Annotated in this window: 13 protein-coding genes; all 13 read left to right on the top strand. The window is 68.5% G+C overall.

The features are described 5' to 3' along the window. The first annotated feature begins 905 nt into the window (after positions 1-905). On the top strand, positions 906-1,103 hold the full coding sequence (locus tag ABGB08_RS47895) for a hypothetical protein (RefSeq protein ID WP_347605023.1): 198 nt from the start codon (positions 906-908) through the stop codon (positions 1,101-1,103). A gap of 5 nt (positions 1,104-1,108) precedes the next feature. Next, complete coding sequence (locus ABGB08_RS47900; RefSeq protein WP_347605076.1) at positions 1,109-2,614, top strand: non-reducing end alpha-L-arabinofuranosidase family hydrolase; 1,506 nt, start codon at positions 1,109-1,111, stop codon at positions 2,612-2,614. Positions 2,615-2,766: 152 nt separating this feature from the next. After that, positions 2,767-4,434: a ricin-type beta-trefoil lectin domain protein gene (locus ABGB08_RS47905; protein WP_347605026.1), complete on the top strand. Its 1,668-nt coding sequence runs from the start codon at positions 2,767-2,769 to the stop codon at positions 4,432-4,434. Between the two features lie 599 nt (positions 4,435-5,033). Further along, a complete protein-coding gene (locus tag ABGB08_RS47910) occupies positions 5,034-6,104 on the top strand; it encodes a lectin (RefSeq protein WP_347605029.1) in 1,071 nt (356 codons plus the stop codon). Between the two features lie 113 nt (positions 6,105-6,217). After that, complete coding sequence (locus ABGB08_RS47915; RefSeq protein ID WP_347605032.1) at positions 6,218-7,567, top strand: lectin; 1,350 nt, start codon at positions 6,218-6,220, stop codon at positions 7,565-7,567. A 140-nt stretch (positions 7,568-7,707) separates the two neighbouring features. Beyond that, positions 7,708-10,551 carry a PQQ-dependent sugar dehydrogenase gene (locus ABGB08_RS47920; protein WP_347605035.1) on the top strand — a complete coding sequence of 948 codons (2,844 nt, stop codon included), beginning with the start codon at positions 7,708-7,710 and terminating at the stop codon, positions 10,549-10,551. Positions 10,552-10,671: 120 nt separating this feature from the next. Then, positions 10,672-12,483, top strand: a complete 1,812-nt coding sequence (locus ABGB08_RS47925) for a lectin (protein WP_347605037.1) — start codon at positions 10,672-10,674, stop codon at positions 12,481-12,483. Positions 12,484-13,054: 571 nt separating this feature from the next. Continuing rightward, a complete protein-coding gene (locus ABGB08_RS47930; RefSeq protein ID WP_347605079.1) occupies positions 13,055-14,479 on the top strand; it encodes a sugar ABC transporter ATP-binding protein in 1,425 nt (474 codons plus the stop codon). Next, entirely contained in the window at positions 14,476-15,477 is a 1,002-nt protein-coding gene (locus ABGB08_RS47935) for an ABC transporter permease (protein WP_347605040.1), read from the top strand. The genes ABGB08_RS47930 and ABGB08_RS47935 overlap by 4 nt, the downstream gene beginning before the upstream one ends. Continuing rightward, entirely contained in the window at positions 15,474-16,406 is a 933-nt protein-coding gene (locus ABGB08_RS47940; protein ID WP_347605042.1) for an ABC transporter permease, read from the top strand. The genes ABGB08_RS47935 and ABGB08_RS47940 overlap by 4 nt, the downstream gene beginning before the upstream one ends. A gap of 13 nt (positions 16,407-16,419) precedes the next feature. Then, on the top strand, positions 16,420-17,637 hold the full coding sequence (locus tag ABGB08_RS47945) for a substrate-binding domain-containing protein (RefSeq protein WP_347605044.1): 1,218 nt from the start codon (positions 16,420-16,422) through the stop codon (positions 17,635-17,637). Beyond that, complete coding sequence (locus tag ABGB08_RS47950) at positions 17,634-18,467, top strand: sugar phosphate isomerase/epimerase (protein ID WP_347605047.1); 834 nt, start codon at positions 17,634-17,636, stop codon at positions 18,465-18,467. Before ABGB08_RS47945 ends, ABGB08_RS47950 begins: the two co-directional genes overlap by 4 nt. Positions 18,468-18,555: 88 nt before the next feature. Continuing rightward, entirely contained in the window at positions 18,556-22,068 is a 3,513-nt protein-coding gene (locus ABGB08_RS47955; protein WP_347605050.1) for a ThuA domain-containing protein, read from the top strand. Positions 22,069-22,075: the final 7 nt, after the last annotated feature.

A 22,075-nucleotide genomic window follows, 5' to 3' on the forward strand; every position in this document is an offset into this window, starting at 1 on the left:
ACTGTGGCCCGTGCTCGCGCAGGTGCCGCAGCACCAGGGAGAGGTTGGACCTGCGGACTGTGGCCTGGTCGGCGGGGATGTCCGCGAGTCCGTTGGGAACCGGCCGCACGCGCGTCCTCCTGGGGGGGTTGAGGTTGCGGGATCCGCTCAGGAAGTCGACCCTCCGAGCGGATTAATTTGCATGGCGCGCCGAATTAAATGATGTTCTTGCGTAGCCGCGCAAGCGTTGAAACGATTCGACGAGTAACGCTTCCGTAACGTAACTCGCGCCGGGGCGTAACCTAAGGCAGACCGTGCCTAGAGGCGACGGGACTGCGTCCCAACGCAAGAAATTTCTCAGTAGCGCAAAAGATGGACCAAGAGACGCACGCTGTAGACACTCCGCCCGTCCGAGCCTTTCAGATGTCAGCTCCGGATGCTCCCCATCGCACATCCCCACAAGAGGACATGAGGCAACCACTGCCATGCCCAACAGCCACGCCAAGCTGTGCGGTCGTACGCCCGCGATGCCGGCAAGCCGCTTGAAGGCCTGCTAAATCGTTTCACGTCATTCCCGCCACGAGCGCACTTCCGCGACGTGGGCGAAACTTTGCGGGATTCACTTCGAAAACTATGGGTTGCCAACTGGTAACTTCTGTGAAATTTTCACTACCGCAGGCACTGCGCCGTGATCTCTCTCCGGGCGTATGTCCAGGTTGCGAGACGGGTTCGGGGTATTGCCCAGGTCGGCGAGAGTCATTGACTCGTTGACGCTGAATCTGACTGTCGGATGTACTTCGCGACAACTATCCACCGGAGGATCGCATGGAGAACCGGGGTCCAGAATGTTATCGCTAACATCTTGGCGACCGCCCTGTCTCGGACCTAGCCCGCCAGCAACCCCCCAGAAAGGAACACATGTGTCCTTGAGTCGCAGGCAGTTCGCCAAGACCGTCCTGACGCCGGTCGCCCGCCCCACATCCCCCGTCCTCAGCTGTCCTCGGGCGGCGTACGCGGCCAACCCCGCGCATGCCCTCGCCTCCTTCGAGTCCCGCGACCAGCAGGTAGCCTCCCCCGGGCCTCGCTCCAACCCGATCAACGTCTCATTACGGGTGACGCCATGACAAAAATGTTAGCGCTAACACGTACTCGGAGCCGCCTGCGCGGCTGGCTGGCCATCCTCGCCTCGGCCGTGCTCACCGGCACGCTGATCACGGTCGTAACACCATCGGCGAACGCGGCGACGGTCGACACCAACGCCTGGTACGTCCTGGTCAACCGCAACAGCGGCAAAGCCCTGGACGTCTACAACCTGGCCACCAACGACGGCGCGCGGATCACCCAGTGGACCCGCAACAACCAGAATCAGCAGCAGTGGCAGTTCGTCGACTCCGGCGGCGGCTACTACCGGATCAAGTCCCGCCACTCCGGCAAGGTGCTGGACGTCTACAACTTCTCCACCGCCAACGGCGGCGCCATCGTCCAATGGGCCGACCTCAACGGCAACAACCAGCAGTGGCGCCTCGCGGACTCCGCCGGCGGCTACGTCCGCTTCATCAGCCGCCACAGCAACAAGGCGCTGGAAGTGCAGGGCGCCTCCACCGCCGACAACGCCAACATCGTCCAGTACGACGACTGGGGCGGCAACAACCAGCAGTGGCAGCTGGTCCAGGTCGGCGGCGGCAACCCCAGCCCCACCCCCACGACAACCCCGACCCCAGGTGGTCCGTGCGATCTTCCCTCGACCTACCGGTGGACCTCGACCGGCTCGCTGGCCACCCCGAAGTCGGGGTGGGTCTCGCTCAAGGACTTCACCGTCGCCCCCTACAACGGCAGGCACCTGGTCTACGCGACCACGCACAACACCGGGACGAGCTGGGGTTCGATGAACTTCAGCCTGTTCACCAACTGGTCTGAGATGGCCTCGGCCAGCCAGAACACGATGTCGTCCGCCACGGTCGCGCCCACGCTGTTCTACTTCGCCCCCAGGAACATCTGGGTGCTGGCCTACCAGTGGGGCTCGACCGCCTTCTCCTACCGGACCTCCAGCGACCCGACCAATGCCAATGGCTGGTCAGCGCAGCAGGTGCTGTTCTCCGGGAGCATCTCCGGCTCCGGGACCGGGCCCATCGACCAGACGCTCATCGGTGACAGCACGAACATGTACCTGTTCTTCGCCGGGGACAACGGCAAGATCTACCGGGCCAGCATGCCGATCGGGAACTTCCCGGGCAGTTTCGGCACCAGCTCGACGGTGATCATGAGCGACACGACGAACAACCTGTTCGAGGCCGTTCAGGTCTACAAGCTCCAGGGCCAGAACCGGTACCTGATGATCGTCGAGGCGATCGGCTCGCAGGGGCGCTACTTCCGCTCGTTCACGGCCACCAGCCTGAACGGTTCGTGGACGCCGCAGGCCGCCACCGAGAGCAATCCGTTCGCCGGCAAGGCCAACAGCGGCGCCACCTGGACCAACGACATCAGCCACGGCGAGCTGATCCGCACCAGCGCCGATCAGACCATGACCGTGGACCCGTGCAATCTGCAGTTGCTCTACCAGGGGCGTAGCCCCAGCTCCGGCGGCGACTACGGCCTGCTGCCGTACCGGCCGGGTGTGCTGACACTGCAGCGGTAATGGCGTGACGCGGGTCCTGCTCGGGTGGTCGTGACCACGGCAAAGGCGTACGCCGAATCGGGAGGCACACGATCAGGACCGCGTAGAGCGGCGGGCTCGGTGCAAGGCCGAGCCCGCCGGGTCGGCCCTCTATCCCCTCAGGAGTGATGACCATGACAAGCACACGATTGCGCGCGTTGCTGGCCCCGGCCGTCACCGTGATGCTGACCCTGGCCGCGGGAGCCGTGGCGGTCACCTCGGCCGTCCCGGCGCAGGCGTTGAACAACGGTGTGGGCCGTACGCCGCCGATGGGGTGGAACACCTGGAACACGTTCGGCTGCAACATCAACGAGACGCTGCTCCGGCAGACGGCCGACGCTCTCGTCAACTCCGGCATGCGCGACCTCGGATACCAGTACGTCGTGGTGGACGACTGCTGGTTCGACCCCAACCGCGACTCGGCCGGAAACCTGCAGGCCAACCTGTCGCGGTTCCCGAGCGGAATGAAGGCGCTCGGCGACTACCTGCACGCCCGGGGGCTGAAGTTCGGCCTCTACCAGGCCCCGCTCGACCGCACCTGCGCGCAGTACTTCGGCGCCTATCCGGGCGCGACCGGAAGCCTCGGACACGAGACCCAGGACGCCCGCCAGTTCGCCGCCTGGGGCGTCGACTACCTCAAGTACGACTGGTGCTCGCCCACCGGCACCATCGACGACCAGGTACGCACCTTCGCCAAGATGCGGGACGCGCTGGCGGCGACCGGGCGTCCGATCCTCTACAGCATCAACTCCAACAGCATCCATTCGAAGACCGGCCCGCAGCGGGACTGGGGCGACGTCGCCAACATCTGGCGTACGACCGAGGACATCACCAACGCCTGGAACACCGGCCAGACCAACGGCTACCCGATGGGCATCCAGAACATCGTCAACGTCAACGTCCCCCTCGCGGGCAACGCCCGGCCGGGTCAGTTCAACGACCCGGACATGATGGTCGTCGGCCGCGGCGGCATGACCGACACCGAAATGCGCAGCCACTTCGCGCTCTGGGCCATCATGGCCGCACCCCTGATCGCCGGCAACGACGTACGCACCATGGACAGCGCCACGTCCACGATCATGAAGAACCAGAATCTGATCGCCATCAACCAGGACGCCCTCGGCCTGCAAGCCACCCAGATCAGCAACGACGGAACCCGGCGCGTCCTGGCGAAACGCCTGAGCAACGGCGACGTCGCGGTCGCCCTGTTCAACCAGGGCGGCAGCACCACCACGATCAGCACCACCGCGTCCGCGATCGGCCTGCCGGGCGGTTCTTACACCCTGCGCGACGCCTGGACGAACACGGTCACCGGCAGCACGGGCTCCATCTCGGCGAGCGTGCCGTCCCACGGCACGGTCGTGTTCCGGGTGAGCTCCGGCGGCACGCCCAGTCCCTCGGCCTCGCCCTCCCCGTCCACGAGCCGGATCCGCGGTGTGGGGTCGGGCAGGTGCCTGGACGTGACCGGAGCCTCCCAGGCAAACGGAACCCAGGTGGGGATCTGGGACTGCAACGGGCAGTCCAACCAGCAGTGGACCTCCACCAGCACGAGCGAACTGCGCGTGTACGGCAACAAGTGCCTGGACGTCAACAACGCCGGCACCGCCGACGGCACCACCGTCATCATCTGGGACTGCAACGGCCAGAACAACCAGAAGTGGCGATTCAACTCCGACGGCACCATCACCGCCATCGGGGCCGGCAAATGCCTGGACGTCCCCAGCAACTCCACCGCCAACGGCGTCAAACTCCAGATCTGGACCTGCCACGGCTCTGCCAACCAGCAGTGGACCCGTTCCTGATCCCGACGCGGTGACGTCCTCGTCCGGGACACCGACCTGTCCCAGACGAGGGCGCCTCATATGAAAGTTTCATCACATCAGTTTCGTCCGGTGTGTGCGAAGGCGCCGAACCCCCAGTTGAGCCATGGTGATCGCGCCACTCCCAGCCCCAGGAAATGTTTCATACTCTTGACGGAGTGGCCCTCCCTCGGATTTGCTCCGCTCCACACCACCACGAGTTCCGACAGAAAGGAGGCAAGGCGGCCAAATGTTAACGATAACACGCGATTCACGTGCAGGAATAGTTGGCACAGGCGCCTGGGCTCCGATGGAGTCTCATCCTCGCCTGGAGGGACGATCATCGCGCGTCCCGACAGATGGAGAGGCTTTTCAAGCCACCAAGATTCCCGATCAGACTGATACATAAGCATCAATTCCAGGAAACATCGGCTGCCGACGGTGTCACATCAGGCCATCGGCCCCCCTACCGCATCCCGTCGATCGATGCACCCGAGCCGAGCTCGCGGGCACTTCACAACGGTCAGAAGAGGTCGAGCATGCATGCTTGGAGACGCTTACTCGTCACGGCGCTGAGTGCCGCGGTCACCGTCGCCCTGAGTGTGGCGGTACAGACAACCTCCGCCGACGCGGAATCCAACGGCGGGGTCCGGGTCATGCCGCTGGGTGACTCGATCACCGAGGGCACCCAGGTACCCGGCGGCTACCGCATCGGCCTGTGGCAGCGCCTCGCCGCCAATCGGTTCACGGTCGACTTCGTCGGCTCCCAGTTCAACGGGCCGAGCGGTCTGGGTGACCACGATCACGAGGGACACCCCGGCTGGCGCATCGATCAGATCGACGCGAACATCACCGGGTGGGCGCGGACCCACAACCCGCGTACCGTGCTGCTGCACATCGGAACCAACGACGTGCTGCAGAACCACAACGTGGCGGGCGCGCCGCAGCGGCTGTCCACCCTGATCGACCGCATCACCACGGCCGTGCCGAACGCGGACGTGTTCGTCGCCACCATCATCCCCCTGGCGTCGGCGAGCCAGGAGGCCGCCGCCCGCACGTTCAACGCGGCCGTTCCCGGCATCGTGCAGAACAAGGTCAACGCCGGCAAGCGCGTCCATCTGGTCGACATGCACAGCAAGCTCACCACGTCAGATCTGATCGACGGCATCCACCCCACCGCCGGCGGTTACGACAAGATGGCCGCCGCCTGGTACGCGGCGCTGCAGGCCGTCCCCGGCAGCATCGGCCAGCCCGGCGGAACGCCCAGTCCCTCGCCTTCCCCGTCGACGGCGACCCCGATCCGCGGTGTGGGGTCGGGCAGGTGCCTGGACGTGACCGGCGTCTCCCAGGCCAACGGCGCGCTGGCGCAGATCTGGGACTGCAACGGCCAGAACAACCAGCAGTGGACCTCCACCAGCACGAGCGAGCTGCGCGTGTACGGCAACAAGTGCCTGGACGTCAACAACGCCGGCACCGCCGACGGCACCACCGTCATCATCTGGGACTGCAACGGCCAGAACAACCAGAAGTGGCGGTTCAACTCCGACGGCACCATCACCGCCATCGGGGCCGGCAAATGCCTGGACGTCCCCAGCAACTCCACCGCCAACGGCGTCAAACTCCAGATCTGGACCTGCCACGGCTCTGCCAACCAGCGCTGGACCCGCGCCTGATCCGCGTCGGCCCCCGACGTCGACCAGCCGATACGCCATGACCGGCGCCCCATCGGGGGTCGCCGTCCCCTCAGGACAGTCATCCCGGTATTCGAACCCCAGGGAGTCCCTTGATGTCGAAACAGAGATCCGTCTTCGGAACGATCGCGGCCACGGCCGTGCTCGTCCTGGCCATGGGTCACGCGGCGCTGGGCAGCAGCCAGAGCACCGCGTCATCCACCGTCGCCGCGGCTACCGCCGGGTGCGGCAAGACTCCGACCCTCCGGAGTGGCACCTACACGATCCAGAGCGGCGGCAAGAGCCGCTCTTTCATCCTGAAAATCCCCGACAACTACAACAACGTCACCCAGTACCGCCTGATTTTCGCCTTCCACTGGCGTGGCGGTACCGCCAACGATGTGGCGTCCGGCGGCACGAGCGGGGCCCCGTGGGCCTATTACGGGCTCATGCAGCTGTCCAACAACAGCGCGATCCTGGTGTCGCCCCAGGGTCTCGGCAACGGCTGGGCCAACTCCGGCGGCGAGGACGTGACCTTCGTCGACGACATGATGAGGATGATCGAGGCCGATCTGTGCGTCGACACCACGCAGCGCTTCGCCACCGGATTCAGCTACGGCGGCGGCATGAGCTTCGCGCTGGCGTGTAGCCGCGCGACGGTCTTCCGCGCGGTCGCCGTCTTCTCCGGCGCCCAGCTCAGCGGGTGCAGCGGCGGCACACAGCCGATCGCCTACATGGGGCTCCACGGGATCGGGGACTCGGTGCTCAACATCTCCCAGGGACGGGCCCTGCGGGACAGGTTCGTGAGCAACAACGGGTGCACCCCGCAGAACCCGCCTGAGCCGTCGGCGGGCAGCCGGACGCACATCATCACCTCCTACTCCGGCTGCCGTGCCGGCTACCCGGTCGTATGGGCGGCGTTCGACAACGGGCACATGCCCGGCCCGGTGGACGGGACCACAGCGGAGAGTGGCATCACGACGTGGACCAAGGGGGAGGTGTGGAAGTTCTTCTCGCAGTTCGGGAGCGGTCCGTCCCCGTCTGCCTCGCCCACTCCCACTCCCACGCCTTCCCCGTCGACGGCGACCCCGATCCGCGGTGTGGGATCGGGCAGGTGCCTGGACGTGACCGGCGTCTCCCAGGCCAACGGCGCGCTGGCGCAGATCTGGGACTGCAACGGGCAGGCCAACCAGCAGTGGACCTCCACCAGCGCGAGTGAGTTGCGGGTGTACGGCAACAAGTGCCTGGACGTGTCCGGCGGCGGCACCGCCGACGGCGCCAGCGTGATCATCTGGGACTGCAACGGCCAGAACAACCAGAAGTGGCGGTTCAACGCCGACGGCAGCATCACCGCGGTCGGGGCCGGCAAGTGCCTGGACGTGTCCGGCGCCGGCACCGCCAACGGCAGCAGGGTGCAGATCTGGACCTGCCACGGCGGCACCAACCAGAGATGGACCCGCGCCTGACAGCCTCCGGCGTCTTCCACCGTCCCGCACGACCGGCCGACGGAACCCGGCGGCCGGTCGTGAGGCACCAGGAATTCGGCAACAGCGCGGCGGCGCGCGCCTTGCCCTGACTGATCGACAGTCGTCAAGAAGGAAAACTCATGTCCCGACGTCCGTGGCTCACCTTGCTGGCCACGATGGCACTGATCACTCCAGGCGCCACCGCGCTCACCGCCTCCCCGGCCAACGCATTGACCATCCCGGCGTCCGACTACCAGCAGGTGTCGCTCGCGTCGGGCGGTTCGGAACTGGGCGAGGCGATGTCGCTGGCCGTGATGCCGAACCGCTCGGTCGTCCACACGGCCCGCGACGGCACGCTGCGTGTGACCGATGTCAACGGCAACACGAAGGTGGCCGCCCGGCTCAACGTCTACAGCCACGACGAGGAGGGCCTCCAGGGTGTGGCGGTCGACCCGGACTTCGCGTCGAACCGATACCTCTGGCTGTACTACTCACCCCGGCTGAGCACGGCGAGCGGCGACGCCCCCGCCACCGGCACCCAGTCGCAGTTCGACCAGTGGAAGGGTGAGCTCTATCTGTCCCGGTTCACCCTCAAGTCGGATGACACGCTCGACATGTCCAGCGAGAAGGTGGTCCTGCGGGTCGCCAACGACCGCGGCCAGTGCTGCCACGTGGGCGGAGACATCGACTTCGACGCCGCCGGCAACCTGTATCTGACCACCGGCGACGACACCAACCCGTTCGAGTCGAGCGGCTACGCCCCGCTGGACGAGCGGACCAACCGCAACCCGCAGTACGACGCCCAGCGCACCGCGGCCAACACCAACGACCTGCGCGGCAAGCTCCTGCGGATCAAACCGCAGCCGGACGGCAGCTACACGATTCCCAGCGGCAACCTGTTCGCCCCGGGAACGGCGAAGACCCGGCCGGAGATCTACGCGATGGGCCTGCGCAACCCGTTCCGGATGAGCGTGGACAAGGCGACCGGGATCGTCTACCTGGGCGACTACGGGCCGGACGCGGGTGTGACCAACTCCAGCAGGGGGCCGAGCGGGCAGGTGGAGTTCAATCGCATCACCGGTCCCGGCAACTACGGCTGGCCCTACTGCACGGGCACGAACACCACCAGCGAGACCTACAACGAGTGGGACTTCGCCTCCGGCAGCACCGGCTCGAAGTACAACTGCGCGGGCGGCCCGGCCAACAACTCCTTCCGCAACACCGGCCTGACCACGCTGCCTCCGGCCAAGCCGGCGTGGATCAAGTACGCCGGCGACTCCGGCTCGCCGCCGGAGTTCGGCAGCGGCTCGGAATCGCCGATGGGCGGCCCGGTCTACCGGTACGACCCGAACCTCAACTCCAGCGTCAAGTTCCCCCAGGCACTCGACGGACGATACTTCGCCGGCGAGTACGGCCGCCGCTGGATCAAGGCCATCGAGGTGAAGTCCGACGGCGGCTACGGGGAGATCTCCGCGTTCCCCTGGTCGGGGACGCAGGTGATGGACATGGCCTTCGGCCCCGACGGGGCGTTGTACGTGCTCGACTACGGCACCGGAAGCAACAACCAGGCGCTCTACCGTATCGAGTACATCGGCCAGGCCAACCGCAACCCGATCGCGAGAGCCTCGGCCGACAAGACTTCGGGACCGGCTCCGCTGACGGTGAGCTTCTCCTCGGCGGGCAGCTCCGACCCCGAGGGCGGCTCGCTGACGTACTCGTGGAGCTTCGGCGACGGAACCACCTCCACCGCCGCCAACCCGACCAAGACCTACACCGCCAACGGCACCTTCACCGCCACGCTCACCGTCCGCGACCCGCAAGGGCTGACCGGGGGCGCGAGCGTCATCGTGAACGTGGGCAACACCGCCCCGACGGTCACGCTCACGAGCCCGGCCGACGGTCAGCTGTTCTCCTTCGGTGACACGGTGCCGTTCCAGGTCGGCGTCAGCGATCCGGAGGACGGCACCATCGACTGTTCGAGGGTGACGGTGACGTACTCGCTCGGCCACGACAGCCACGCCCACCAGATCACCTCGCGGACCGGCTGCAGCGGCTCCATCGCGGTGCCGGTCGACGGCGAGCACGACGCCGCGGCGAACATCTTCGGCGTCTTCACGGCGTCCTACACCGACGGCGGCGGCCTGACCTCCACGAGCACCCGGACGCTGCAACCGCGGCACCGGCAGGGCGAGCATTTCGGCGCCCAGCAGGGCGTCCAGACGGCCGACCACACCACCGCGGAGGGCGGCAAGACCGTGGGCTTCGTCGACGACGGGGACTGGGTCTCCTTCCAGCCGTACAATCTGAGCAACGCCAGGAGCGTCACCGCGCGGGTGTCCTCGGCGGGCGCGGGCGGCCGGATCGAGGTGCGCGCGGGCTCGGCGACGGGCCCGCTGCTGGGAACGGTGAACGTCGGGAGCACCGGTAGCTGGGACACCTTCGCCGACGTCTCGGCGAACCTCAGCGGCGCGCCGACCGGCGCCACGACGCTGTACCTGGTCTTCCGCGGCCCGACCGGCCAGGGCTACCTGTTCGACCTGGACGCGTTCACCTTCGCGACCGGCACGTCCCCCTCGCCTTCTCCGTCGCCCTCGGGGAGCGCCGGCGCTCTGCGGGGTGTGGCGTCGGGCAGGTGCCTGGACGTCAACGGCGCTTCGCAGGCCAATGGGGCTCTGGCGCAGATCTGGGACTGTAACGGGCAGTCCAACCAGCGGTGGACCTCGACCAGCACCAGCGAGCTGCGGGTGTACGGCAACAAGTGCCTGGACGTGTCCGGCGGCGGGTCCGCCGACGGCTCAGCCGTGATCATCTGGGACTGCAACGGCCAGAACAACCAGAAGTGGCGTTTCAACGCCGACGGCAGCATCACCGCGGTCGGGGCCGGCAAGTGCCTGGACGTGTCCGGCGCCGGCACCGCCAACGGCACCAAGGCGCACATCTGGACCTGCGGCGGCCAGAACAACCAGAAATGGACCCGCGTCTGAGGCCGGCCGCCACATCACACGCCGTCGACCACCCCACGACCATTCATTGACGTGCGCCCGGCGCGGCCCGGCCTTCATCGCCGGACGGGCCGCACCGGGCGCCGTGACGGAAGGACACTCATGCTGCGACAACTGATCCCCGCCGCGCTCGGGCGCGCCGCGGGACACGACCGGAGGACATCCGTGCTGCGACGCCTGTCGGTGACCGCGGTGGCCCTCACCACCGCCGCCGCGACGGTGATCCCCGCCATTCCCGCCCAGGCCGCCGCCTTCAAGGTGCTGGTGTTCTCCAAGACGGCCGGGTTCCGGCACGACGCGATCCCCACCGGAATCCAGGCCATCCGCGACCTGGGGGGCGCCAACGACTTCACCGTGGACACGACCGAGGACTCGAACGCCTTCAACGCGGGCAATCTCGCCCAGTACAAGGCGGTGGTGTTCCTCAACACCACCGGTGACGTGCTGAACGACACCCAGCAGGCCGCCTTCCAGACGTACGTGGACGGTGGGGGCGGTTATGTGGGGGTGCACTCGGCCGCCGACACCGAGTACGGCTGGCCCTACTACGGGCAGTTGGTGGGAGCCTGGTTCAACAATCACCCGGCGATCCAGCAGGCCACCGTACGGAACGAGGACCGGGCGCACGCCGCGACCGCTCATCTGGGGACGACCTGGTCCCGTACGGACGAGTGGTACAACTACCGCACCAACCCTCGTTCGAGCGCGCGGGTGCTGCAGAGCCTGGACGAAAGCAGCTACAGCGGCGGCGGCATGGGCGACCATCCGATCACGTGGTGCCATCCCCAGTCCTCCGGCCGCGCATTCTATACCGGCTTGGGGCACACCCAGGAGTCGTACGCGGACTCGAACTTCCGCAACCTGCTGCTCGGCGGAATCCGGTACGCGGCCAAGGCGGCCAACGCCGACTGCCGCCCGGAGAACGGATACACGACGCTGTACAACGGGTCGACGACGGGCTGGTCGCAGGCCGGGCCGGGGTCGTTCTCGAACAGCGCCGCCACGCTGACCTCCCAGGGTGGCATGGGCATGCTGTGGTACAGCGCCAAGGAGTTCCGTTCCTACTCGATCAAGCTCGACTGGAGGCTGACCGGCGACTCCAACTCGGGGGTGATCGTCGGGTTCCCGGCCACCAGCGATCCGAACGCCGCGCTCAACACCGGATATGAGGTGCAGATCGACGCGACCGACAGCACGGACAAGACGACGGGGGCCATCTACGGCTTCAAGGCGGCCGACATCACCGCACGCGATGCGGCGCTGAACCCGCCGGGTCAGTGGAACACCTACGAGCTGCTGGTGGAGGGCGAGCGGCTGCAGGTGTTCCTGAACGGCGCCAAGATCAACGATTTCACCAACACCGATCCGGTCCGCTCGCTCCAGCAGGGCTACATCGGCGTCCAGAACCACGGGTCCGGCGACGTGGTGTCCTTCCGCAACATCCGCGTCAAGGAACTGACCGTCGTCTCTCCCTCTCCGTCGCCCTCTCCGTCGCCCTCTCCTTCGCCTTCTCCGTCGCCCTCGGGCAGCACCGGCGCTCTGCGGGGCGTGGCGTCGGGCAGGTGCCTGGACGTCAGCGGAGCCTCGCAGGCCAACGGCGCGCTGGCGCAGATCTGGGACTGCAACGGCCAGGCCAACCAGCGGTGGACCTCGACCAGCGCGAGTGAGTTGCGGGTGTACGGCAACAAGTGCCTGGACGTGTCCGGCGGCGGGACCGCCAACGGCTCAGCTGTGATCATCTGGGACTGCAACGGCCAGAACAACCAGAAGTGGCGGTTCAACGCCGACGGCAGCATCACCGCGGTCGGGGCCGGCAAGTGCCTGGACGTGTCCGGCGCCGGCACCGCCAACGGCACCAGGGCGCACATCTGGACCTGCGGCGGCCAGAGCAACCAGCGGTGGACCCGCGTCTGAGTCCATCCGCCCGAACCCGGCGAGCGGCCAGGAGCTCCAGAGTCCTGGGGCGGTGGACGTCTTCGCACGGGACATGACGCCCGGCGCGGCCTATCAAGGCCGTGCCGGGCGAGGCCGACCAAGCCGCCACATCCGGAATGCCGCATGTCGGTGAAACACCGACCCGGGTTTTATGCTTCATACTCATTGTGAAGGCTCTGCCGTGTCCAACTTCAGGAGCGGTTACGGGTGCATCCCTATATAGCCGCACTTTTTCGAGTACAGGCAGCGCCATAGCGGCAGTGCGACAGGGAAATCAGGCTGCTCATTCGGCCGAATAATCATCCTTGACAGGGTTAAGTATCAGACTTATTTTCTTATCGAATTGATTCGACTCTTGTCGCATGGTTCAGGCTCGGCGTCCACCGGCGCCACGCGCCCTCCACCAAGAGGAGATCGGCCCGGCCGATCACCCGCGCGACCCAGCACACCCCCCGGCCCATGAGGAGACTCCCGTGCATGACCCGCCACCCCGTACGGCGCGGAGACTCCTCCCGCCCGCCCGGCTACATGGGCGGGCCGCGTGCTGAGGATGACCGGCATCGGCAAGAGCTTCCTGGGCGTCCGGGTCCTCGGCGGAGTGGACCTGGAGGCGTCCGCCGGCGAGGTCCACGCGGTGGTGGGGGAGAACGGCGCGGGCAAGTCCACGCTCATGAAGATCCTCGCCGGGGTGCACGGTCCGGACGAGGGGACGATCGAGATCGACGGCCGGAGCGTGGCCTTCGGGCACCCGGCCGAGGCGCAGCGGGCCGGGGTGGCGATCATCTACCAGGAGCTCACGCTGCTGCCGGAGCGCACGGTGGCCGAGAACGTCTTCCTCGGCCGGGAACCGGTCCGGCGAGGGATGGTCGACCGGGCGGCGATGGAGGCGGCGACCCGTGAGCTGCTGAGCTCGCTCGGGGAGGAGTCGTTCGGGCCGCGCGATCTCGTCCGGTGGCTCTCGGTCGCGCGGCAGCAGGTCGTGGAGATCGCCAAGGCGTTGTCGCTGAACGCCCGGATCGTGGTGATGGACGAGCCGACCGCCGCCCTGGCCGATCACGAGGTGGAGCTGCTCTACACGCTGGTGCGGCGGCTCACCGCGCGCGGCATCGCGGTCCTGTACATCTCGCACCGGCTCCGCGAGGTCTTCGAACTCGCCGACCGGATCACCGTGCTCAAGGACGGCGCCCGCGTCGCCACCGCGGCGGCCTCGACCCTGGACACCGCGACTCTGATCCGCCTGATGGTCGGCCGGGAGCTGGACTCGTACTATCCGCCCCGGGCGGCGGACCGGCCCGGAGAGGTGATGCTGAGCGTGCGCGGCGGCGGCAACGCCAGGCTGCACGGCGTCGACCTCGACCTGCGCGCGGGGGAGATCGTCGGAGTGGCCGGGCTGCAAGGCTCGGGCCGCACCGAGCTGGCCAAGGCGCTGTTCGGCGCGGAGCCCTTCACCAGCGGCGAGATGACCCCCCGCCGTCCCCGCTCGGTCCGAGAGGGCGTAGCCGCGGGGATCGGCCTGGTCACCGAGGACCGCAAGGCCGAAGGACTCCTGCTCAACCAAGGCGTGCGCGACAACGCCCTGCTCGTCGCCCGGGCCACCGGGATGCGCCCGCCCGGGATCGAGCGGCTGCTCGAGCACGTGCGGCTCAACCCGCCCCGGCCCGCCCAGGAGGTCCGGCTGCTGTCCGGCGGCAACCAGCAGAAGGTCGTGCTGGCCAAATGGATGACGGCCGCGCCGCGCGTCCTGCTGTTCGACGAACCCACCCGCGGCGTCGACGTCGGCGCCAAGGCCGCCATCCACCAGCTGATGCGAGAACTCGCCCATGACGGCAAGGCCATCCTGATGATCTCCTCAGAGCTTCCCGAGCTCATCGGCATGAGCGATCGCATCGTGGTGCTGCGGGACGGCCGGATCGCCGGCGAACTGCCCGCCGGCGCCACCGAGGAGGCCGTGATGCGCCTGGCGGCCGGCTCATGACCCAGCCACTGAAGCTCCGGCGTGTCCCGGCCGGGGGCTCGTTACTCCGGCGGCTGTCGGCCGACCGGCCCGCGCGGCCCGTGTACGTGGCGCTGGCCCTGCTCATCGTGCTGGGCTGGCTGCTGTTCGCCTTGGACGGCGGGCAGTTCCTCAGCCAGGAGAACATCGTCGGCATCCAGCAGCGATCCGCGGCGCTGGGCATCGTCGCGGTCGGCCAGACCCTGGTGATCCTGGCCGGCAGCCTGGACCTCTCGGTGGCCTACCTGATCAGCCTGACCTCGCTGGTCGCGGCCGAGATCATGGCGGGCGCCGACGCGAACGTGCCGGCGGCGGTCGCGGCGGCGCTCGCGGTGAGCGCGCTGACCGGGCTGGTGAACGGCCTGATCGTCACCAGGCTCCGGGTGCACGCCTTCATCGCCACGCTCGGGGTCGCGCTCATCATCAGAGGGGCGCTGGACGAGCGGTACGACGGGCCGGCGGGCAGCGTGCCCGAGTCCTTCCAGCACCTCGGATACGACCGCATCGGGCCGGTGCCGGTGTCGGCGCTGCTGTGGGCGGCGGTGGCGGCGCTCGCGTGGCTCCTGCTCAGCCGGACGCGCCTGGGGTACCGGATCTACGCCGTGGGCGGGGACGTCGAGGTCGCGCGGCTGTCGGGAGTCCGTACCGGACGGGTGGTGGTCGCGGCCCACGTGCTCTGCTCGCTCTGCGCCGGGATCGCCGGGCTGCTGCTCGCCTCCCGGCTCGGAGCCGGCGCCCCGACGGTCGGCACCGACGGCGGGTACGACCTGGAGTCGATCGCCGCGGTCGTGCTCGGCGGGACCGCCCTGGCCGGCGGCCGCGGCGGGGTCGCGGGCACCGTCGGCGGAGTCCTGCTCCTGGCCGTCCTCGACAGCGTCTTCAACCAGCTGGAGGTCAACTCCTTCGCCAAGGACGTCGTGCGGGGCGTGGTCCTGGTGGCCGCCCTGGCGAGCTACGCCCGCGGGAGGCGGACCGCATGAGACGTGCGCTGCCGATCTTCGTGGTGCTGGCCGGGCTGCTGGTCGCGATCGCGGTCGTGAACCCGTACTTCCTGGAGCCGCCCGCCTTCCTCGCCTTCGTCAAACGGGCCGCGCCGCTGGTGATCCTCGCGGCCGGGCAGTACTTCGTCATCGTGTGCGGCGAGTTCGACCTGTCGGTCGGCTCACTCGTCACCGCCGAGGTGGTGATCGCCGCCCGGCTCATCGACGGCTCCGCGGCGGCCACCTGGCCCGTGCTGGCCCTGCTGATCGTGATCGGGCTGCTCACCGGGCTGGTCAACGGGGTCATCACCACGCTGCTGCGGGTCCCGTCGTTCATCGCGACCCTCGGCATGCTGCTGGTCCTGTCAGGGGCGATCTTCCTCTGGACCGGCGGCGCGCCCCGGGGGGCCCTGTCCGAGCAGTTCCGCGAGCTGGGCCGGGGGAGTCTCGGCCCGGTGCCGTGGTCGGTCCTGATCCTCGCCGCGATGGCGGCCGCCGCCGGCTACGCGATGCGCACCCGGTACGGCCACACGCTGGTCGCGACCGGCGACAACGCCCGGGCCGCGGCTCTGTCCGGTGTCCGCGTCGCCCGGGTGCGGACGGCGGCGTTCATGATCTCCGGACTCTCCGCGGCGGTCGCCGCGATCCTGCTCGCCGGCTTCGCCGGGGTGTCGGCACAGGTCGGCCAGGGCCTGGAGTTCCAGGCCATCACCGCGGTGGTGCTCGGCGGCGTGGCCCTCGGAGGCGGCCGCGGCTCCGTGGTCGCCGCGATGGCGGGCGCCTTCACCCTGGAGGCGCTCTTCACCCTTTTCAACCTGTACGGCATCTCGGGGGCGCTGGAGCCGGCCGTACAGGGAGTGATCATCATCGCCGCGGTGGCGCTGGGAGCAGCGAGCTTCCCGCGCGGACGCGCCGCGGCAGCCTCGTAAGGAAAGGAACACCATGCGTTCATATTCGACGCGGCTCCTCGCTGCCGCACTCGCCGCGCTGACGCTGCCGGCGGCCGCGTGCACCAGCGACAAACCCGCGCCCTCCGGTCCGGTGGCCTCCGCCGCGCCGACGGAGGCCACCCAGCCGGAGGACAAGGGCACCGGAGCGCAGTCGAAGTTCTTCGTGCAGGCCGACTACGACGCCCAGATGGCGATGCGCCGGGCGCAGCCGACCGGCCTGCCCGACAAGCCGTGGGAGCAGAGCATCGACCCGCAGCTCGTCGACACCGCCGGGCACAAGAAGGCGGGGCCGTACCACCTGTGCTTCTCCAACGCCGCCGTCAACAACCCGTGGCGGCAGGTCGGCTGGAAGACCATGCAGGCGGAGGTCGCCCTGCACCAGGAGATCACGCGCTTCACGACGCTGGACGCCGAGGGCAAGGACGACAAGCAGATCTCCGACATCGCCGAGCTTCAGGGCAAGGGCTGCGACGTACTGATCGTCTCGCCCAACACCACGGCCACGCTGACTCCCGCGGTGTCCGGGGCCTGCCCGGAAGTGCCGGTCATCGTGTTCGACCGGGGAGTCCAGACCGACTGCCCGGTCACCTTCATCAAGCCGATCGGCGGCTACGCCTTCGGCGCCGAGGCGGCCGAGTTCCTCATCGACAAGGTGCCGCCCGGCGGGAAGATCCTGGCGTTGCGCATCCTGCCCGGTGTGGACGTGCTGGAGACCCGGTGGTCGGCGGCGAAGGTCGCGTTCGACGCCAGCGACCGCGAGGTCGTCGGCGTGGAGTTCACCGACGGCGACGCCGCGAAGACCAAGAGCATCGTCAGCGACTACATCCAGCGCTACGGCAAGATCGACGGGATCTGGATGGACGCGGGCGCCACCGCCGTGGCGGCCATCGAGGCGTTCGAGGACGCGGGCCAGCCCGTACCGCCGATCAACGGCGAGGACCAGCAGGACTTCCTGAAGAAGTGGAGCGACGCGAAGCTGACCGCGATCGCCCCGACCTATCCGACCTACCAGTGGCGCACCCCCATCATCGCCGCGCTCAAGATTCTCAAGGGCGAGCAGGTGCCGAAGGTCTGGAACCTTCCGCAGCCCACGATCACCCAGGCCAACCTCGCCACCTACCTCAAGCCCGGCATGCCGCCGCTGCACTACGCCCTGTGCGGCTGCGAGAACCTGCCCGGCTACCCCGGCAAGTGGGGCGGCACGTCGTGATCGGCGTCAACACCTGGGTCTGGGTCTCGCCGCTCACCGACGAGTCCCTGGCCGCCCTCGCGCCGCGGATCGCCGGCTGGGGCTTCGACGTCGTCGAGCTGCCGGTCGAGCGGCCCGGCGACTGGGATCCCGGGAGGGCGACGGCCCTCCTGAACGGTCTCGGGCTCGGCGCGTCGGTGGTGCTCACGATGCCGCCGGGACGCGAACTCGTCGGCGCCGCGCCGCAGGTGGTCCAGGAGACCCAGGACTACCTGCGGCACTGCGTGGACGTGGCGGTGACCGTCGGCGCGCCGGCGGTCAGCGGACCCGCGTACGCCTCCGTCGGCCGGGCCTGGCGGATGAGCCAGGACGAGCGGCGCGCGCTCTACGCCGAGCTGAGGGAGAACCTGAAACCGGTGGTGGCCCACGCGGCCGAACGCGGGATCAGGATCGGCGTCGAACCGCTCAACCGGTACGAGACCAGCGTCATCAACACCGTCGAGCAGGCGCTCGAAGCCCTTCCGGAGGAATGCGGGCTCGCCCTCGACACCTACCACATGAACATCGAGGAGAAGGATCCCCTCCGGGCCATCCGGCTGGCGGGCGCCAGGATCGCGCACCTCCAGGCGTGCGGGACCGACCGCGGCGCCCCCGGCAGCGACCACTTCGACTGGCCGGGCTTCGCCGCGGCCGTCCGCGACGTGCGCTACGGCGGCCCGCTCGTGATCGAGTCCTTCACCGCCGACAACAAGACCATCGCCACCGCCGCGTCCGTCTGGCGTCCCCTCGCCCGCAGTCAGGACGCCCTCGCCACCGAAGGCCTGGCCTTCCTCCGCAATCTCACGACCTGACCCGGCGATCCTCCCCGCAAGCCGGGACGGCTCGTGCCTTCGCACCGCCCACTCCGGCCGTTGCCGGTAGCCCCCCGAGGAGATCCTCATGCGACGATCACGATTACTGTTCGCCCTGGCCGCCGCCCTGTCGGTGCTGTTGACGTCCGCGGTGCCGATCCCGGCGCACGCGGCCGCTCCGCAGTTCAAGGTGCTGCTGTTCAGCGAGACCGCGAGCGGCGCCTACCGGCACGACTCCATCGCCGCCGGTGTCGCGATGTTCCAGCAGATGGCGACCGACAACAACTTCCAGCTCGACCGCAGCGAGGACTCCACCGTCTTCACGTCCGCGACGCTGAACACCTACGACGCGGTCATCATGTTCCAGACCAGCGGCATGGTGTGGGACAACGACGCCCAGCGCCAGGCCTTCCAGGCCTATGTGCGCGGCGGCCGCGGCGTCGTCGCGATCCACAACGCCACCGACATGAACATCGAGGCGCAGTTCCCCTGGTGGGACCAGGTCGCGCTGGCCGGCGCGCACATGACCGCCCATTCGGCGGTCGTGCAGGGCACCGCCAAGGTGGCCGACAAGGTCCACCCCTCCACCAGGGGGCTGCCGGATCGGTGGGTGCGTACGGAGGAGTGGTACAACTTCGACAAGAACATGCGTGGCTCGGTGCACGTGCTGGTGACCGCGGACGAGACCACCTACGACGCGGGGTCCAGCAAGATGGGCGCCGACCACCCGATCTCCTGGTGTCACAACCCGGAGGGCGGCCGGGTGTGGGCCACCGCGATGGGCCACCAGGCGTCCTCCTATTCGGAGCCGCTGTTCAAGCAGCACCTGCTGGGCGCGGTGAACTGGGCGGCGGGCGCGGCGCCGGGCGACTGCGGCGGCACGGTCGCGGCCCGGTTCCAGAAGGTCACCCTCGACGGCGCGCCGGACCAGCCGATGGAGCTGGACGTGGCCGCCGACGGCAGGGTCTTCTACATCTCCCGCTCGGGCAAGGTGAACCTGATCCCCGCCAACGGCGCAGGCACGCGCGTCATCGGCACCCTGCCGGTGTACGACGGCGGTGAGGACGGCGGGATCGGACTGGCGCTGGATCCGGACTTCGCCACCAACGGCTGGATCTACGTCAACTATTCGCCGTCCAACGGCGGTGAGGTGAACCGGGTGTCGCGGTTCACCTTCAACGGCACCGGCCTCGACGTGTCGAGCGAGAAGAAGGTCATCGAGGTGCCGGCGTACCGCAACGTCGACGAGCCGGGCCACACCGGCGGCTACCTCGCGTTCGGCCCCGGCGGCAACCTGTACATCGGCCCGGGCGACGACACCAACCCCAACGGGTCCAGCGGCTACGCCCCGATCGACGAGCGGCAGGGCCGGGAGCACTACGACGCGCAGCGGTCCTCGGCGAACACCAACGACCTGCGCGGCAAGATCCTGCGCATCCACCCCGAATCCGACGGCACCTACACGATTCCGTCCGGCAACCTGTTCGCGCCGGGCACCGCCAGGACGCGGCCGGAGATCTACGCGATGGGTTTCCGCAACCCGTTCCGCTTCTCGGTCGACAAGGTGACCGGCTGGATCTCGCTGGGGGACTACGGTCCTGACGCGGGGAGCGCCAACGCCAGCCGTGGTCCCGAGGGCACGGTCGAGTGGAATCTGATCAAGCAGCCGGGCTTCTACGGCTGGCCGTACTGCGTCGGCAACAACATCCCGTTCAACGACTTCAACTTCGCCACCAACACCTCGGGGGCCAAGTTCTCCTGCTCGGCGCCGGTCAACAACTCGCCCAACAACACCGGCCTGACCAGCCTGCCTTCGGCGCAGCCCGCGACCGTGTGGTACAACTACCACGCCTCGGCCGAGTTCCCCGAGATCAACTGTTGCGGCGGCGCCGCCGCGATGGGCGGGCCGTTCTACCGTTACGACGCGGCCAGCACCTCCGACCGCAAGTTCCCCGAGTATTTCGACGGCACGCCGTTCTTCTACGAGTGGAGCCGCAACTTCGTCAAGGAGTTCCGCCTGGACTCCTCCGGCAACCTCCTGAAGATCAACCCCTTCGTGGCGCAGGTCGCCCCGCACGCGCCGATCGACATGAAGTTCGGCCCGGACGGCGCCCTGTACATGGCGGACTGGGGCAACGGCTTCGGGCACGCCAACACCGATGACGGCGTCTACCGCGTCGACTACGTGGCCGGGAACCGTGCTCCCGTCGCCAAGGCGAGCGCCGACCCCGACTCGGGCAGCGCGCCGCTGACCGTGGCGTTCTCCTCGGCCGGATCGTCCGACCCCGACGGCGACACGATCACCTACAGCTGGGACTTCGGTGACGGCGGAACCTCCTCCAGCGCCAACCCGTCCCACACCTACAGCGCCAACGGCTCCTTCACCGCCCGGCTGACCGTGCGGGACTCGGGCGGGAAGACGGGAAGCGTCACGGTGCCCGTCGTCGTCGGCAACACCCGTCCCAAGGTCGCCTTCTCGGCTCCGCCGGACGGCGGGTTCATCGACTTCGGCGACCAGGTGGCCTACACGGTGAACGTCACCGACCCGGAGGACGGCGCCGCCGACTGCGCCAAGGTCAACGTGATCACCGCGCTCGGCCACGACCAGCACGCCCACGACACGGGTCAGTACACCGGCTGCGCCAGGACGGTGACGACCACCGCCTCCGGCCATGACGAGGCGTCCAACGTCTACTACGTCCTGTCCGCCGAGTACACCGACAACGGCGGCCTGAAGGGCAGCACCGGCGTCATGCTGCAGCCCAAGCACAAGCAGGCCGAGCATTTCACCGGCTCGTCCGGGATCCGGATCGTGGATGAGCAGGGGGCCGAGGGCGGCAGGCGCATCGGCGATGTCTCCAACAACGACTGGATTTCCTTCACGCCGGTCAACCTGTCCGGAATCGACACGGTGTCCTTCCGCGTCTCGGCGCCGTCCAGCACCGGGGCGTCCATCGAGGTGCGCGCCGACTCGCCGACGGGGACGCTCGTCGCCTCCAGTTCCGTGCCGGCGACCGGGGGATGGAACACGTACGTGTCCCTGCCCGCGGTGCCGGTCACCAACCCCGGTGGCACCCGCAATCTCTATGTCGTGTTCAAGGCGCCGTCGGCGAACGCCTTCGATGTCGACTCGTTCGCCTTCACCGGCAACGGCGTCGCCCAGGTCGGCAGCTCCCCCTCCGCGTCGCCCTCGCCTTCTCCGTCGCCCTCGGGGAGCGCCGGCGCTCTGCGGGGCGTGGCGTCGGGCAGGTGCCTGGACGTCAACGGCGCTTCGCAGGCCAATGGGGCTCTGGCGCAGATCTGGGACTGCAACGGGCAGCCCAACCAGCGGTGGACCTCTACCAGCGCCAGCGAGCTGCGGGTGTACGGCAACAAGTGCCTGGACGTGTCCGGCGCTGGGACGGCGGACGGTTCAGCCGTGATCATCTGGGACTGCAACGGCCAGAACAACCAGAAGTGGCGGTTCAACGCCGACGGCAGCATCACCGCGGTCGGGGCCGGCAAGTGCCTGTACGTGTCCGGCGCCGGCACCGCCAACGGCACCAAGGCGCAGATCTGGACCTGCAACGGCCAGAGCAACCAGAGATGGACCCGGTTATGACCGCGAC

This window comes from Acrocarpospora sp. B8E8 (genome assembly GCF_039871605.1).
Lineage (GTDB): Bacteria > Actinomycetota > Actinomycetes > Streptosporangiales > Streptosporangiaceae > Acrocarpospora > Acrocarpospora macrocephala.